Source organism: Micromonospora sp. DT47, from assembly GCF_049844475.1.
GTDB lineage: Bacteria > Actinomycetota > Actinomycetes > Mycobacteriales > Micromonosporaceae > Micromonospora.
In genome coordinates, this window is sequence record NZ_JBNCLC010000015.1 from 84691 (window position 1) to 100179 (window position 15489).

The 15489-nt window shown below is 74.3% G+C and carries 15 protein-coding genes and 1 pseudogene; 5 read left to right on the forward strand and 11 right to left on the reverse strand.

The features are described from left to right. Nucleotides 1-75 precede the first annotated feature (75 nt). Together ACLQ2U_RS21795 and ligA are read right to left on the reverse strand one after the other, a co-directional pair. Nucleotides 76-2508, reverse strand: coding sequence for an EAL domain-containing protein (locus ACLQ2U_RS21795; protein WP_425752572.1), 2433 nt, complete (start codon nt 2506-2508; stop codon nt 76-78). A 158-nt stretch (nt 2509-2666) separates the two neighbouring features. Beyond that, nucleotides 2667-4802 carry an NAD-dependent DNA ligase LigA gene (gene ligA / locus ACLQ2U_RS21800; protein ID WP_425752573.1) on the reverse strand — a complete coding sequence of 712 codons (2136 nt, stop codon included), beginning with the start codon at nt 4800-4802 and terminating at the stop codon, nt 2667-2669. Nucleotides 4803-4981: 179 nt separating this feature from the next. On the opposite strand from ligA, the gene ACLQ2U_RS21805 reads away from it, so the two are divergent. Both ACLQ2U_RS21805 and ACLQ2U_RS21810 read left to right on the forward strand, forming a co-directional pair. Further along, complete coding sequence (locus tag ACLQ2U_RS21805) at nt 4982-5494, forward strand: type II toxin-antitoxin system PemK/MazF family toxin (protein WP_425752574.1); 513 nt, start codon at nt 4982-4984, stop codon at nt 5492-5494. A gap of 46 nt (nt 5495-5540) precedes the next feature. Then, nucleotides 5541-5726, forward strand: coding sequence for a hypothetical protein (locus ACLQ2U_RS21810; protein ID WP_425752575.1), 186 nt, complete (start codon nt 5541-5543; stop codon nt 5724-5726). 13 nt (nt 5727-5739) lie between these two features. Here the strand turns inward: ACLQ2U_RS21810 and ACLQ2U_RS21815 are convergent, their stop codons facing one another. From ACLQ2U_RS21815 to ACLQ2U_RS21835, 5 genes are all read right to left on the reverse strand, one after another. Next, on the reverse strand, nt 5740-6753 hold the full coding sequence (locus tag ACLQ2U_RS21815; RefSeq protein ID WP_425752576.1) for an ADP-ribosylglycohydrolase family protein: 1014 nt from the start codon (nt 6751-6753) through the stop codon (nt 5740-5742). A 42-nt stretch (nt 6754-6795) separates the two neighbouring features. After that, nucleotides 6796-7161 (reverse strand): VOC family protein, encoded by a 366-nt coding sequence (locus ACLQ2U_RS21820; RefSeq protein ID WP_425752577.1) that lies wholly within the window; start codon nt 7159-7161, stop codon nt 6796-6798. 37 nt (nt 7162-7198) lie between these two features. After that, nucleotides 7199-8203: a methionine synthase gene (locus ACLQ2U_RS21825; protein WP_425752578.1), complete on the reverse strand. Its 1005-nt coding sequence runs from the start codon at nt 8201-8203 to the stop codon at nt 7199-7201. 27 nt (nt 8204-8230) lie between these two features. Next, nucleotides 8231-9304, reverse strand: coding sequence for a tRNA 2-thiouridine(34) synthase MnmA (gene mnmA / locus ACLQ2U_RS21830; protein WP_425752579.1), 1074 nt, complete (start codon nt 9302-9304; stop codon nt 8231-8233). A 193-nt stretch (nt 9305-9497) separates the two neighbouring features. Beyond that, nucleotides 9498-10682 (reverse strand): cysteine desulfurase family protein, encoded by a 1185-nt coding sequence (locus tag ACLQ2U_RS21835; RefSeq protein ID WP_425752580.1) that lies wholly within the window; start codon nt 10680-10682, stop codon nt 9498-9500. Between the two features lie 63 nt (nt 10683-10745). Between ACLQ2U_RS21835 and ACLQ2U_RS21840 the strand changes: the two are divergent. Continuing rightward, nucleotides 10746-11187: pseudogene (locus tag ACLQ2U_RS21840) on the forward strand (anti-sigma factor); the annotation flags it as partial. 177 nt (nt 11188-11364) lie between these two features. Here ACLQ2U_RS21840 and ACLQ2U_RS21845 read toward each other — a convergent pair. From ACLQ2U_RS21845 to ACLQ2U_RS21860, 4 genes are all read right to left on the reverse strand, one after another. Then, nucleotides 11365-12324 (reverse strand): electron transfer flavoprotein subunit alpha/FixB family protein, encoded by a 960-nt coding sequence (locus ACLQ2U_RS21845; protein WP_425752582.1) that lies wholly within the window; start codon nt 12322-12324, stop codon nt 11365-11367. Nucleotides 12325-12335: 11 nt separating this feature from the next. Beyond that, a complete protein-coding gene (locus ACLQ2U_RS21850; protein ID WP_425752583.1) occupies nt 12336-13115 on the reverse strand; it encodes an electron transfer flavoprotein subunit beta/FixA family protein in 780 nt (259 codons plus the stop codon). A gap of 422 nt (nt 13116-13537) precedes the next feature. After that, entirely contained in the window at nt 13538-13945 is a 408-nt protein-coding gene (locus tag ACLQ2U_RS21855; RefSeq protein WP_425752584.1) for a hypothetical protein, read from the reverse strand. Further along, a complete protein-coding gene (locus tag ACLQ2U_RS21860) occupies nt 13945-14742 on the reverse strand; it encodes a GNAT family N-acetyltransferase (protein WP_425752586.1) in 798 nt (265 codons plus the stop codon). The genes ACLQ2U_RS21855 and ACLQ2U_RS21860 overlap by 1 nt, the downstream gene beginning before the upstream one ends. Before the next feature lie 11 nt (nt 14743-14753). On the opposite strand from ACLQ2U_RS21860, the gene ACLQ2U_RS21865 reads away from it, so the two are divergent. Then, nucleotides 14754-15176 (forward strand): YidH family protein, encoded by a 423-nt coding sequence (locus ACLQ2U_RS21865; protein ID WP_425752587.1) that lies wholly within the window; start codon nt 14754-14756, stop codon nt 15174-15176. Beyond that, nucleotides 15173-15472, forward strand: a complete 300-nt coding sequence (locus tag ACLQ2U_RS21870; RefSeq protein WP_425752588.1) for a DUF202 domain-containing protein — start codon at nt 15173-15175, stop codon at nt 15470-15472. Before ACLQ2U_RS21865 ends, ACLQ2U_RS21870 begins: the two co-directional genes overlap by 4 nt. Nucleotides 15473-15489 lie beyond the last annotated feature (17 nt).

A 15489-nucleotide genomic window follows, 5' to 3' on the forward strand; every position in this document is an offset into this window, starting at 1 on the left:
GCGCTCGCGGCGACGCCTCCGACTCCCCCCTCCGCCCGCCGGGACGGGGCGGCGGACCGCCGGCCGGCAGCAAGCTCAGCGGGCGTGCCGGCGGGGAATCTCCGCGTCCGCGTGCGGGGCCGGGCGGACCGGGCGGTAGCGGGCCAGCCAGGCGGCCAGCTCCTCGGCCGGCATCGGGCGGGCGTAGAACCAGCCCTGCGCGGCGTCGCAGCCGGCCGCGTGCAGCAGCCGCCAGGTGCGCTCGTCCTCGACGCCCTCGGCGACCACCCGCAGCCCGAGCGCGCCGGCCAGCTCGATCGTCGACCGGACGATCGCCGCGTCGTCGGCGTCGTCGGCCATCCCGAGGACGAAGGACCGGTCCACCTTCACCTCGGCCAGCGGCAGCCGGCGCAGGTGCTGCAGCGAGGAGTAGCCGGTGCCGAAGTCGTCCAGCGAGATGGCCACCCCGAGCCGGTGCAGCTGGGTGATCGTCGCGAGCACCCGCCGGGGGTCGGCCATCAGCGCGCCCTCGGTGATCTCCAGTTGCAGCCGCTCGGGGCGTACCCCGTAGCGGGTCAGCCGCTCGGAGATCCGGTCGGCGATCTCCCCGGTGTGCAGGTCGCGGACGCTGACGTTGAGCGAGGCCCGCTGGGTGATCCCGGCCGCCGCCCACTTGGCCAGCTGCTCCACCACGTCGTCGACCACCCGGTGGGTGAGCAGCCGCATCACCGCGCTCTGCTCGGCCACCCGGATCAGCTCCTCCGGGTCGACCATGCCGCGACGGGGGTGCCGCCAGCGCAGCAGCGCCTCGACCCCGACCACCTCGCCGGTGGCGATGGCGATCTGCGGTTGGTAGTACATGGTGATCTCGCCGACGTCCACCTCGGCGTCGGCGTCCGGCCGGTCCGCCGGGACGGGGCTCACCGGGGCCTCGGATCGCGGCTCGTCGGGCGTACCGGCGTCGGGCGTACCGGCGTCGGGCGTACCGGCGTCGGGGGCTCCGGCGTCGGGGGCTCCGGCGTCGGGGGCTCCGGTCCGGCGGCGGACCGGATCTGCGCCGGTGAGGATCCGGTTCAGCAGCTCGTCGGAGTCGTCCAGCCGCACCCGCGGCCGGCGGCGGCGCAGCCGCCACCGGCCCGTCCCGCCGGCCGGTTCCGGCTCCGCGCCGAGCCGGGACGGCAACGCCGCGCCGTCCCCACCCCGCACCGGCCGTCCGCCCGGCGGCCCCGCCTCGAGTACGCGGCGCAGGTCGGCCAGGAGGCCGAGCCGCTCGGCGGAGTTGTGGTCGGACTCGGCGGCGTACACGGCCACGGTGTCGTTGCGGTGCTTGGCGTCGTACATCGCCACGTCGGCGTGGCGCATCAGGGTGGCGTAGTCCTCGCCGTGCTCGGGGAAGAGCGCGATGCCGATCGAGCCGCCGACGTCCAGCGGCAGCCCGTCCAGGGACACCGGCTCGGCGAGCGCGGCGACCACCTGGTCGGCCAGTTCCCGCGCCTCGTCGATGCCGGACAGGCCGCCAGCGACGATGGCGAACTCGTCCCCGCCGAGCCGGGCCAGCATGTCCCGCCCGTCGAGCGCGTCGACCAGCCGGGCGCTCACCTCGACCAGCAGCCGGTCCCCCACCGCGTGGCCGAGCGCGTCGTTGACGTTCTTGAACCGGTCCAGGTCGATCAGGAGCAGCGCCAGGCGGGCGCCCGGGTCGTTGCGGGCGACCCGCTCGGCGTGCAGGTGCACCTGCTCGGCGACCTCGGCGAGCAGCGCCTTGCGGTTGGGCAGCCCGGTCAGCGGGTCGAGCGCGGCGAGCTGCTCCTGTTCGGTGGAGAGCCGGGCCATCCGGTAGACCGCGAAGAGCGGCACCAGCACCAGCGGGACCAGGGCGGCGCTGGCCCGCGCGGCGGTGACCAGGACCGGGGCGAGCAGCAGCAGCGAGCCGGTGGAGAGCAGCTCGAACGGCAGCCCCTGCCGCGCGCTGGGCCACCACCGGCCGCCGAAGCGCAGCCGCAGCGCGGTGCTGACCAGGCCGTAGTTGACCGCGAACCAGGTGACGGTGGCGGCGGCGACCGCGGCCACGTCGGTCCAGCGCAGCCGGCCGCCGGCGAAGAGGGCACCCGGCCCGAGCCGGAGCATCAGGTACGCGGCGCCCAGCGCGCAGGCGTACTGGGCGGCGTTGAAGGTGGTCCGCCAGACGGAGTGCCGCATCCGCCAGCCGGAGACGGCGACCGCGACGGCCTGCACCGCCACCGCCGGGCCGAGCCCCCAGCCGAGCAGGATGGCGAAGGTGAAGCAGGTCGACGGGAAGACCGCCGAGGTCTGGCGTCGGCCCGGCGGGACGAAGGGCCGGGCGTCGCAGGCGACGGCGAGCGCCGCCATCGTCCAGAACGCCACCGGTAGCCCGGGCAGCCGGTCGGGGAGCCCGATCAGCGGGACCGCGGAGACCAGCAGGGCCAGCGCGACGACCGCGACCACGAAGCCGGCGAAGGGCGTCTCCCGACCGGGCGGCACCGAGTTGCGGGGGTCCGCGGTCTCCATCGCACCTCCCGGCGCCACGTCGGGCGCGCGCCGCTCGCACGCCGTGCCCCCATGAAACGCCCTCCATGCCTTCACCCCTGCACGACAGTCACGAATCGGTCGTACTCGTAATTAAGTTGGTATACGGCCCCAAGATTCACCTGTTGCCGTCAGACCGCTCAGCCCTCGGTGCGGGCCACCCCACGGGCGGCGTCCGGTCCGGAGTCGAGCAGCACCCGGAAGCCGTCCTCGTCCAGCACGGGCAGCTTGAGGCTGGCCGCCTTGTCGGCCTTGGATCCCGGGTTGTCGCCCACCACCACGAAGCTGGTCTTCTTGGAGACCGAGCCGGTGACCTTGCCGCCCCGGCTCTGGATCGCCTCGGACGCCTGGTCGCGGCTGAACCCGACGAGTGTGCCGGTCACCACCACGGTGATGTCCTCCAGCGGGCGCGGCCCCTCGTCGACGGCCTCCTCGGCCATCCGTACGCCCGCCTCGGCCCACTTGCGGACCACCTCGCGGTGCCAGTCGACGGCGAACCACTCCTTGATGCTGGCGGCGATGGTCGGGCCGACGCCGTCCACCGAGGACAGCTCCTCCTCGGTGGACGCGTCGATCGCCTCCACCGAGCGGAAGTGCCGGGCGAGGGCCTGGGCGGCGGTGGGCCCGACGTGCCGGATGCTCAGCGCGACGAGCACCCGCCACAGGTCGCGCTCCTTCGCCACGGCGAGGTTGTCCAGCAGCTTGGTGGCGTTGCTGCCCAGGCTGCCGTCCTTGTTGACGAAGAACGGGGAGCGGGCGAGCTGGTCGGCGTCGAGCTCGAACAGGTCGCCCTCGTCGGCGATGACCTCGGCGTCGAGCAGGGCGGCGGCGCCCTTGTAGCCGAGCACCTCGATGTCGAAGGCGCCCCGACCGGCGAGATGGAACACCCGCTCGCGCAGCTGGGCCGGGCAGCTGCGGCTGTTGGGGCAGCGGATGTCGACGTCGCCCTCCTTGGCCGGCGCCAGCGGGGTGCCGCAGGCCGGGCAGGTGGTCGGCATCACGAACGGGCGGGCGTCGGCCGGGCGCAGGTCGACCACCGGCCCGAGCACCTCGGGGATCACGTCGCCGGCCTTGCGCAGCACCACCGTGTCGCCGATCAGCACGCCCTTGCGCTCCACCTCGCGGGCGTTGTGCAGGGTGGCCAGCGCGACCGTCGAGCCGGCCACCCGCACCGGTTCGAGGACGGCGAACGGGGTGACCCGGCCGGTGCGGCCGACGTTGACGTCGATGTCGAGCAGCTTCGTGGTCACCTCCTCCGGCGGGTACTTGAAGGCGATCGCCCAGCGCGGCGCGCGGCTGGTCGAGCCGAGCCGGCCCTGGATGGAGACCGGGTCGACCTTGACCACCACGCCGTCGATCTCGTGCTCGACGTCGTGCCGGTGCTGGGCGTAGTGGGCGATGTAGCCCGCGACGCCGGGCAGGTCGGGCACCACCCGCCAGCGGTCGCTGGTCGGCAGCCCCCACGCCTTCAGCGCCGCGTACGACTCCGACTGCGCGGTGGGCGAGAAGCCCTTGCGGGCGCCGATGCCGTGCACCACCAGGCGCAGCGGCCGGGACGCGGTGATCCGCGGGTCCTTCTGCCGCAGGCTGCCGGCGGCCGCGTTGCGCGGGTTGGCGAACGGCGCCTTGCCCTGCTCGACCAGGCCCGCGTTGAGGTCGGCGAAGGCGGCCACCGGGAAGTAGATCTCGCCGCGCACCTCGAGCAGCTCGGGCAGCTCGCCGAACTCGGCCGACGGGGTGAGCTGGTTCGGCACGTCCCGGATGCTGCGGACGTTCGGAGTGACGTCCTCACCGGTACGCCCGTCGCCCCGGGTGGCCGCCCGGACCAGCCGCCCCCGCTCGTAGGTGAGGTTGATGGCCAGGCCGTCGACCTTGAGCTCGCAGAGGTAGGGCACCGGGCCGCCGGCGTCCCGCTCGACCCGCTCGGCCCAGGCGGCCAGCTCCTCGTCGGCGAAGGCGTTGTCCAGCGAGAGCATCCGCTCGGCGTGGGTGACCGGGGTGAAATCGGTGGAGAAGGTGCCGCCGACCCGCTGGGTGGGCGAGTCCGGGGTGCGCAGCGCCGGGAACTCGGCCTCCAGCGCCTCCACCTCGCGCAGCTGCTTGTCGAACTCTGCGTCGGAGATGGTCGGCGCGTCGAGGACGTAGTAGCGGTATTGATGGTCGGTGAGCTCCTGGCTCAGCGTGGCGTGCCGCTCCCGCGCCTCGGGGGTGGGCTCCCCGCCGGCCGCCGCCTCCTGCGCGGGGCTGACCTGCTGGGGGATCGCTTCTTCGGACACCCTGCCGCCTCCGGACACCAGTCGGGTTTCCCCGTGATCACGCTACCGGAGCACCGTATCGGCCCGGTGGGACAATCCACCGCCTCCCCCGACGCGCCCGACGGGCGCCCGGTTGCCGACCGTGCGACGATCGCCGCACGCCGGCGCCCTGCCGGCGGCGGGGAGAGGCAGGGGTAGGGATGCCTGAGTGGGTGCTCTGGGCAGTGCTGGTGGTGCTGGCCGTGGTCGCCGGCTGGGCCTGGAACGAGTGGCGGCGGCGCGCCGGCCGCCCGTCGAGCGGCGACGGACGGACCCGCCCCGAGCGGGGCAGGCCACCGCGCGACCGGTCCCGCCCGACCGCACCGCCCCGGCCGCGCACCCCCACCGGTACGCCCCGGGCGGGCGAGATCTGGTGGGCCGACGTCCCGTACCACGACGGCACCGGATCCAAGGTGCGACCGTGCCTGGTGCTGCGCGCCGACAACCGGGGCGCCGAGGTGCTCAAGATCACCAGCCAGGACAAGAGCGACCGGGACGACCACGTGCGGATCCCCACCCGCGACTGGGACGCCGACGCCGAGCAGGACAGCTGGCTCGACCTCGCCGAGCCGGTCCGGATATCGCTGAGCGCCTTCGCCAACCAGGCCGGCAGCTGCGACCCGGACCTCTGGCGTCAGGTCCGACAACTGCACGGCAGGCCGAGCGGGGCCTGACCGGGCGGACCTGCCGGGATCGGTCCGGTCAGGTCAGGGTGGTGGGGTGACCGACGCCGCCGCGCCCACCCCGCCTGCCACCACCTGGTGCCGGCGGGCGGTGGCCGGTGGAACCCTCTGCCTCGTGCTCGCGTTCGTCCGGCTGCGCCGGCCCGGCAGTTGGTGGCTGCTGCCCGGCGGCGTGCTGGCGTGCCTCGCCGCCGGCGCGCTGGTGCCCGCCCGGCTGTACTGACGGGTCGGCCCGCTCAGTCCCAGCCCGCGCCGAGGATGGCGAGCTGGCCGGCGTACTCGATCCGGGCGGCCCACTCCGCCGGCCAGGCCGGCATCCCGTGGGCGGCGCCGAGGAAGGCGCCGGCCAGCGCGGCGATGGAGTCGGAGTCACCGGCCGTGGTCGCACCGCGGGCCAGCGCGGCGACCGGTTCGTCGGCGTGGCGCAGGGCGCAGAGCAGCGCGGTGACCAGGGCCTCCTCGGCGATCCAGCCCTCACCGGTGTGCCCGCACGGGTCACCGCCGTCGTCCGGTCCGGCGAGCGCGACGTCGAGCCGGGCCAGCGCGCGGAGGCACTCGTCCCAGCCCCGGGCGATGAACTCCTCCGGCGTCTCCACGCCGGGGCGCTGCCACAGGTCGCCGAGCCAGTCGGCGCGGTAGACCCGCCGCTGCTCCCGGGCCCGGTCGGTGAGCAGCCCGGGCAGCTCCGGCAGCGCGGCACCGGCGCGCAGCAGGCGCACCGCGTACGCGGTCAGCTCGCTCGCCGCCAGCCCGGTCGGGTGCCCGTGGGTCAGGCCGGCCTGGAGCTGGGCCAGGCCGGCGAAGGTGTCCAGGTCGACGTCGAGCAGCCCGACCGGGGTGACCCGCATGTTGGCGCCGCAGCCCTTGGAACCGGCCACCGTCGCCTCCTGCCAGCGCAGCCCCCGGCCCAGCTCGGCGCAGGCACGCAGGCAGGTCATCCCCGGCGCCCGGTTGTTCTCCGGGCTGACCGCCCAGTCGAGGAAGCGTCGCCGCAGCAGCGGCTCGACCGCCTCCGGGGTGTACGCCGGCGCCTCATGCAGCGCCCAGCCCACCGCGAGGGCCATCTGGGTGTCGTCGGTGACCAGTACGGGATCGCCGACCAGCTCGCGCGGGCCGGCGGGGCCGTACCGGCGGGTGATCTCGGCGACGGTCAGGAACTCGGTCGGCTTGCCCAGGGCGTCACCGTAGGCGAGACCGAAGAGCGAGCCGGAGGCCCGCCGGAGGGAGGAGTCGATCACGCTGGCGATCATGCCCGCCGCCCGCAACCCCCGCCTCGGCGGGCACCGCCCCGGTCAGTCCCAGCAGAGGCAGAACGGATGACCGGCCGGGTCGGCGTAGACCCGGAAGCCCTCCCCCCCGCCGGGCAGCCGCCGCGCGCCGAGCGCGAGCGCCGCCTTCTCCGCGGTCTCGATGTCGTCGACAGTGAGGTCGAGGTGGAACTGTTGCGGCCGCTCCGGATCCGGCCAGGCCGGCGGGCGCAGGTCGGGCGCCTGCTGGAAGGCGATCCGGGGCCGGTGGCCGGGCCGGCCACCGAGCACCACCCAGTCGTCGTCGGAGTTGTCCTCGATCACCGGCAGGCCGAGCAGCTCCGAGTAGAAGCCGGCCAGGGCCCGCGGATCGGGGCAGTCGATCACCACTGAACGCAGCTGTCCAATCATGTCGGTCATCCTGCCCCGCGGGTACGACGGGAAACCCTCAGTCCTCGTGCAACCGCCGTCCGGCGTCCCGGCAGGCGGCGAGGACGGCCCGGGCGTACTGCGGGGTGGCCCCGGCGAGGCCGCAGGCCGGGGTGACCACCACCTGCTCGGCGAGTTGACGGCGGGGGAAGCCGAGGCGGTCCCAGAGCTTGCGTACCCGGTCGGCGACCTGGGCCGACGTCGGTGCGCCACCGGCCGGCGGCGGCAGCGCGGGCGCGGCGCCGGCCAGCAGGCCCAGCCCGGCGTCGAGGGCCTCGCCGAGCGGGTCCAGCTCGGTGAGCAGGCCGAGGTCCAGCGCGACGCCGACCGCGCCGGTCGAGCGGATCAGCTCCAGCGGCACGTCGGGCGCGCAGCAGTGCACCACGGTCGGCACCCCGGCCGCCTCGACGACGTCGCGCAGCAGCGCGCCGGCGACGCCCGCCTCGATGGCCCGGTAGGTGCCGAAGCCGCTCTCGGTGGAGATCCGGCCGGCGAGCACCGCCGGCAGCGACGGCTCGTCGAGCTGGAGCAGCACGGACGCCCGCGGCAGCCGGCGGGCCACCGCCTCGACGTGCCGCCGCAGCCCCTCGGCGAGGGAGCCGGTGAGGTCGCGCACCGCGCCCGGGTCGCGGATCATCCGCCCGCCGATCGGCAGCTCCAGCACCGCGGCCAGGGTCAGCGGGCCGCCGGCCTGGATCTTCACCGGCCCGGCGTACGCCTCCGCCTGCTCGGCCAGCTGGTCCAGATCGCGTTCCATCAGGTCCCGGGCCCGGCGCAGGTCCCGCCCCGGCCGCAGCGCGATCCGCCAGCGGGCCGCGTACAGCTCGACGGGCAGCTCCACCAGCAGGCCGCCGGTACGCCCGATCAGGTCGGCCCCGGGGCCGCGCGCCGGCAGCTCGGGCAGGTGGGGCAGGGCGGGCAGCTCGCCGAGGACGACCCGCTGCGCCTCGGCGATGTCGGTGCCGGGCAGGGAACCGATGCCGGTCGCCGCGCCGGCGGGCCAGGGCCAGGGCTGATCAGTCACGGCCGAAGGCTACCCGCCCCCGGGTGGTCAGCCGGTGATGGTGGCGGAGCCGAGCACCACGTCCCCGGCCGGATCCGGCCGGTACGCCACGATCGCCTGCCCGGCGGCCACCCCGCGGACCGGTCGGCGCAGCTCGGCGGAGAGCGTGTCGCCGTCGAGCGCGACGGTGGCGGGGACGACGTCGCCGTGCGCCCGCAGCTGCACCTCGCACTCGACCGGCCCGGTCAGCCGCTCGCCGCCGGTCCAGACCGGGCGGGTGGCCCGCACCTGCGAGACCTCCAGCGCCTCGGCCGGGCCGACGGTGACCGTGTTGGTCTTCGGGGTGATGGAGAGCACGTAGCGGGGTCGACCGTCCGGGGCCGGCCGGTCCAGGTGCAGCCCGCGCCGCTGCCCGACCGTGTACGCGTACGCGCCGGAGTGGCTGCCCACCACCGTGCCGGTGAGCGCGTCGACCACGTCGCCGGGCGCCTCGCCGAGCCGCTCGGCCAGGAAGCCGCGGGTGTCGCCGTCGGCGATGAAGCAGATGTCGTGCGAGTCGGGCTTGTCGGCCACCGCCAGCCCGCGCCGGGCGGCCTCCTCGCGCACGTGGGCCTTGGTGGAGTCGCCGAGCGGGAAGATCGACCGGTCCAACTGCGCGCGGGTGAGCACCGCGAGGACGTACGACTGGTCCTTGGCGAGGTCGACGCTGCGGCGCAGCAGGCCGTCCGGGCCGAGCCGGGCGTGGTGGCCGGTGACCACCGCGTCGAAGCCCAGGGCCACCGCCCGGTCCAGCACCGCGGCGAACTTGATCTTCTCGTTGCAGCGCAGGCAGGGATTCGGGGTACGACCGGCCGCGTACTCGGCGACGAAGTCGTCCACCACGTCCTCGTGGAACCGCTCGGCCATGTCCCAGACGTAGAACGGGATGCCGATCACGTCGGCGGCCCGTCGGGCGTCCCGGGAGTCCTCCAGGGTGCAGCAGCCGCGGGCCCCGGTGCGGTAGGTCTGCGGATTGCGGGCCAGCGCCAGGTGCACCCCGGTCACGTCGTGCCCGGCCTCCACCGCGCGTGCCGCCGCCACAGCGGAGTCCACCCCGCCCGACATCGCCGCCAGAATCCTCACCGCCACGCCTCCTTCACCCCCCGAGCCTATCCACCCCGCCGCCCCATCCCCCGCCCGCCGCACACCCCTGCGGCGCTCACCACGCCCTGCACCGTCGATCACGAAATGGTGGCGGGCGACAAACGCCGACAAATCACGCTCCGGGAATCACCACAGCTCGGGGATCGACGCGGAGCGGGGTGGGGGGTGGGGGTCAGCGGGGAGGGCGGAGGGCGGCGGCGCGGCGGGCGCGGCGGGCGCGGTCGACGGCCGCCGGGAGGGCGGCGATCAGGGCGTCGACGTCGGCGGGGGTGCTGGTGTGGCCGAGGGTGAAGCGCAGCGAGGAGCGGGCGCGGTCGTCGTCAGCGCCCATCGCGATCAGCACGTGGGAGGGCTGCGCCACCCCGGCCGAGCAGGCCGAGCCGGTGGAACAGGCGATGCCCTGGGCGTCGAGCAGGAGCAGCAGCGCGTCCCCCTCGCAGCCGGGGAAGGAGAAGTGCGCGTTGCCGGGCAGCCGGTCGGTCGGGTCGCCGTTGAAGACCACCTCGGGCACCGCCTCGCGGACCCGCCGGACCAGGTCGTCGCGGAGCGCGGCGACCCGGGCGGCGTACTCCTGCTGGCCCTTCACCGCGGCCTCGACGGCCACCGCGAAGGCCACGACGCCGGCGGTGTCGAGGGTGCCGGAGCGGACGTCGCGTTCCTGGCCGCCGCCGTGCAGCAGCGGGGTGGCGGCGACGTCCCGGGCCAGCAGCAGCGCACCGACCCCGGTCGGGCCGCCGAGCTTGTGCCCGGTGACGGTGAGCGCCGAGACGCCGCTGGCCGCGAAGTCGACCGGGATCTGGCCGACCGCCTGGATCGCGTCGGTGTGGAACGGCACCCCGTGCTCGGCGGCGACGGCGGCCAGTTCGGCCACCGGCTGGACGCTGCCGACCTCGTTGTTGGCCCACATCGCGGTGACCACGGCGACCCGGTCGGCGTGCGCGGTCAGCTCGGCCCGCAGCCGCTCCGGGTCCAGCCGGCCGGCCGCGTCGACCGGCAGCCACCCCACCTCGGCGCCCTCGTGGTCGGCGAGCCAGTCCACCGCGTCGAGCACCGCGTGGTGCTCGACCGCGCTGGAGACCACCCGCACCCGGTGGCCGGCCTTCCCGCGCCGGGCCCAGAAGATGCCCTTGACCGCGAGGTTGTCGCTCTCGGTGCCGCCGCCGGTGAAGATCACTTCGGAGGGGCGGGCGCCCAGCGCCGCGGCCACCCGCTCGCGGGACTCCTCCACCCGCCGCCGGGCACGGCGGCCCGCCGCGTGCAGCGACGACGCGTTGCCGACCTCGCGGGCGGTGGCGACGTACGCCGCCAACGCCTCGTCGAGCATCGGAGTGGTCGCCGCGTGATCCAGGTATGCCATCACCGTTCAGCCTAACGGCCGAGGGGCGACCCGCCGGACGCCGGACCGCCGGACGCGGGACCCGGGCCGGCCACCACCGTCGTCACCGCCACGGCCGCCGCCGCGATCGGGGTGGCCGGCACGCTCGCCGTGCTCCGCCAGACCGACCGCGACCAGCCCGCGCCGCAGCAGATCGTGCTGGCCAGCGCGCCGCTGGCCGGGTACGGGACGACGCCGAAGGACGCGAACGGCGACGCCCGGATCTTCACCGACGGCCGACTGCACCTGCACGTCGCGAATCTCCCGGACGTTCCGGGGTATTACGAGGTCTGGCTGATCAATCCGAAGAACATGGAGATGTTCTCGATCGGTGTGCTGCGCGACGGGGTCGGGAGATCCGCTGCTGCCGTTGCCACCGAACGTCGATCTTCAGGCATACTCTGTGGTCGACGTCTCCACCGAGCAGTACGACAACAAGCCCGCCCACTCCGGCGACAGTTTGCTGAGGGGCACCCTGACGGGCTGATCGGCGGGCCGGCTCAGCTCCCCGGCCCGCCGATCAGCTCCCTTCCCCCGCAACGGGAACGGGAACACATACGGAGAAAGAGTGGCCATCCCGTGAAGGATGACCACTCTTTCTCCGTATGCGCGCGAGTAGGAACGCCCGCGTCGGGGCGGCGCGATGCGCCGCCCCGGGCAGGGGTCACTTCCGCTTGCGGATCTCCTCGGCGGCCTGCGGGACGACCTTGAACAGGTCGCCCACCACACCGAAGTCGGCCAGCTCGAAGATCGGGGCCTCGCCGTCCTTGTTCACGGCGACGATGGTCTTCGAGGTCTGCATGCCGGCCCGGTGCTGGATCGCGCCGGAGATGCCCAGCGCGACGTAGAGCTGCGGGGACACGGTCTTACCGGTCTGACCGACCTGGAACTGGTGCGGGTAGAAGCCGGAGTCGACCGCCGCGCGGGACGCGCCGACGGCGCCGCCGAGCAGGTCGGCCAGCTCCTCGACCAGCTTGAAGTTGTCCGCGTTGCCGACGCCACGACCGCCGGAGACGACCACGCCGGCCTCGGTGAGCTCGGGGCGGGAGCCCTTCTGCTCAGCGACCCGGTCGACGACCTTGGCCAGCTTGTCGGCGTCGGTGACCGACACGGTGAGCTGCTCGACGGCCGGGGTGGCCGGCGCCGGGGTCGGGTTGACCGAGTTCGGCCGGACGGTGACCAGCGGCAGGCCCTTGGTGACCTTGGACTTGACGATGGTGGAGCCGGCGAAGGCGACCTGGGTCGCGGTGCCGTCGGCGGCCAGGCCGACCACGTCGGTCAGGATGCCGTTGTCCAGCTTGACGGCCAGCCGGGCGGCGATCTCCTTGCCCTCCTGGGCCGAGGCGAGCAGCACGGCGGCGGGCTGCACCCGCGTGACCAGCTCGGCCAGCACGGTGGCCTTGGGCGCCACCAGGTAGCCGTCGATCTCCTCGCCCTCGGCGGCGTAGATCTTCTCCGCGCCGTACTCGCCCAGCTTGGCGCTCAGCGTTTCTGCGGCGCCGGCGCCGCCGAGCACCACCGCGCTGGGGGTGCCCAGCTCGCGGGCGAGGGTGAGCATCTCCAGGGTGACCTTCTTGACGCCGAATTCCCGGGTGGCTTCGACGACGACGAGAACCTCAGACATGTCCAGACCTCTCACACGAACTTCTCGGTGGCGAGGAACTCGACCAGCTTGACGCCGCCCTCGCCCTCGTCGGTGATCTTCGCGCCGCCGGAACGCGGCGGACGCTTGGTGTGCTCCAGCACGGCGCTGGTCGCGCCGTCGAAGCCCACCTCGGCCGGGGCGACACCGAGGTCACCCAGGGAGAGCGTCTGCACCGGCTTCTTCTTGGCGGCCATGATGCCCTTGAACGACGGGTAGCGCGGCTCGTTGATGGTGTCCCAGACGGAGACCACGGCCGGGGTCGAGGCGGTGACCACCTCGTAGCCCTCCTCGGTCTGCCGCTCGACGGTCAGCGTGCCGCCGTCGACGGTGAGCTTGCGGGCGCCGGTCAGCGCCGCGACGCCCAGCCGCTCGGCGATCATGTGCGGCAGGACCTGGACCCGACCGTCGGTCGACTCGGCGCCGCAGATCACCAGGTCCGCGCCCAGCTGACCGAGCGCGGCGGCGAGCACCTTCGAGGTGGCCACGGCGCAGGACCCGTGCAGGGCGTCGTCCACGACGTGCACGGCCTTGTCCGGGCCCATGGAGAGCGCCTTGCGGATCGACTCGGTCGCCCGGTCCGGACCCATGGTCAGGATGGTGACCTCGCCGCCGTGCGCCTCCTTGATCTTCAACGCCTCTTCGATGGCGTACTCGTCCATCTCATTGATGACGTTGTTCGCCGAACCGCGGTCGACGGTGTTGTCGTCAGAACGCAGGTTGCGGTCCGCGCCCGAATCGGGCACCTGCTTGACGAGTACGACGATGTTCATCGCGCTTCGACGACCCTCCTGTTTGGTGTTGCGATTGCTCGCCCGGTCACGGGCGCAGCCTCGCGCGTCCGTTGACGCCCGGTCAACCGCGGGCTGCTGTGCACTTGCCCACGGCGCAATGTTACCTGCCAGTAGCTTCGGCTCTCCGGGCACTCAGAGTGACACAACTCACCGCGCACCGCCGGTCTGGGTAAACTCCCAAAAAGGGAGGTGTCGTACTATGTCAGGACAAGACGGTGACGGGTCGGTGCCGCGCGACGCCCTCCCGGGCCGGTGCGGCCGGGTGGAGCCGCCGGAGACGTACCGGTGCGCCTGCGGGCGGGTGCGGGACGAATGCGTCCGGGACGCGGTGCACATCCTCTGGAGCAGCCCGGACCGCGACCCGACCGGTGGCCCCGCGTCGGCGGGGCCTGACGCCCGGATCACGCCGGCTCGGCCAGCGCTCCCCTGATCCGCTCGATCACCGCCGCCTCGGCCGGCACGACCCCCCGGCTGGCCCGGGCCACCCGCTCCGCCGCGGCCAGCACCACGTCCCGGTACACGGCCAGGTCCCCGGGCGACTTCTCGCGCAGGATGTCGACGGCCCGACCCAGCGCCGGAAGCACCACCGACTCCACCTCCAGGGCCGATTCCCGGGGCAACCGGGGCAGCGGGCCGGTGGTGAGCGCCTCCTTCACCAGCCCGCTGGCGTCGGCCATCGCGTCGGACGCGGCGATGCTCTCCCGGATCATGGCGAACATCCCGGGGTCGGCGTTGGAGACCAGGAACACGGCGCCGAAGGCGCCGGTCTTGAGGGTCAGCCGCTCGTCGTCCGTCAACTGCTGCATCATCACGGAGTGTAGACGTAAGGGGTCGTCGTGGTGACCGGGACGAAGCCGAGTCGCTCCAGGATCGGTCGGCTGTCCTCCGAGGCGTCCACCTGGAGCAGCGTCTTTCCACGCTGGTCGGCCAGGCGCGCCCGGTACGTCACCAGCGCCCGGTAGATGCCCTGGTGCCGCCACCGCTCCAGCGTCGAGCCGCCCCACAGTCCGGCGAACCCGGTGTTCGCCACGTACCGGACCCAGCCGGCGCTGACCACCGTGTCGTCGGCCTCCGCCACCACCACCGTGATCGACTGCGGGTCGGCGGAGATCTCCTTCGCCAGGCCGGTCACCAGGTGGCTCCGGTCGGACCGCCAGACCTCTTCCTCCATCGCGGCGATCCGCTCCAGATCCTCCCGGGCGGTGACCTCGCGCAGGCGTACCCCCTCGGGCAGCACCGGGACGGCGCCGGCCAGCGGCGCGACCGGCCCGACCAGGACGGTCTCCCGGTCCTCCGGCACGAACCCCGCCGCGCGCAGCCGGTCGGCGAGGTCGGCCGGCTCGTCGTGCGCGTTGAGCTTCCACTCCGTCGACTGCCCCCGCTGCCGGAAGTACTCGACCTGGCGGGCGATCAGGGCGTCCAGCTCCGGGCCGGCCAGCCCGTCCAGCGTCCGGTACGTGAGGAAACCGCCCAGGTCGAGGCCGAGGATCCGGACCAGCGGCCCGTCCCGCTCGACGGTCACCCCGGCCGGCACCGGGTCGGGGATCTCCGGACGGAGCTGGCTGTCATATGCGTCGCGCAGCACGCGCGGGTCAAGATCGGTCATCGGTCCAGGCTATGACGGGAACAAAGCGGATAATCGCAGCCGTGTGGCAGGCGATCAGGCGGTGGTTCGACCCGTCGGAGCTGCGGTCGGTCGGGGCCACCCCCGACTACCGCTTCTCCCTGGCCAACGAGCGGACCTTCCTGGCCTGGCTGCGGACCGGGCTGGCGCTGATCGCCGGCGGTCTCGCCGCCGCCCAGTTCCTGCCGCCGTTGCCGGTGCGGCACCTGCGTGAGGCGATCGCCGTCGCGCTGCTCCTGCTCGGCGGCACGGTCGCGGTCCGGGCGGTCGACCACTGGGCCCGCACCGAGCGGGCCATCCGGCTCGGCGAGGAGCTGCCCGCCTCCCGCTTCCCCGCCGTCCTCGCCCTGCTGGTGGCGGTGGGGTCACTGCTGCTGGTGGCCGCGGTGCTGGTCCGGGCGGTCGGCGACCGGTGACCCGCGACCCCGGGCTGCAACCCGAGCGCACCCGGCTGGCCTGGCGGCGTACCGCGCTGGCGCTGACCGTGGTGACCGTGCTGGCGGTCCGGCTCGCCCTGACCGGCGACCCGGCCGGCGCGCTGCTCGCCGCGGCCGTGCTGGCCGTCTGGTTGGGGGCGCTCGCGATCTGTTGGGAACGGGCCGCCGGGCGCGGCCCGCTGCGGGTCGGGTCCCGCGCCCTGCCGCTGGTCGCGCTGGCCACCGCCGGGCTGGCGCTGCTCGCCGTGCCGCTCGTCCTACGCGGGGTGTGGTGACGGGCGGCGGTGCGCCA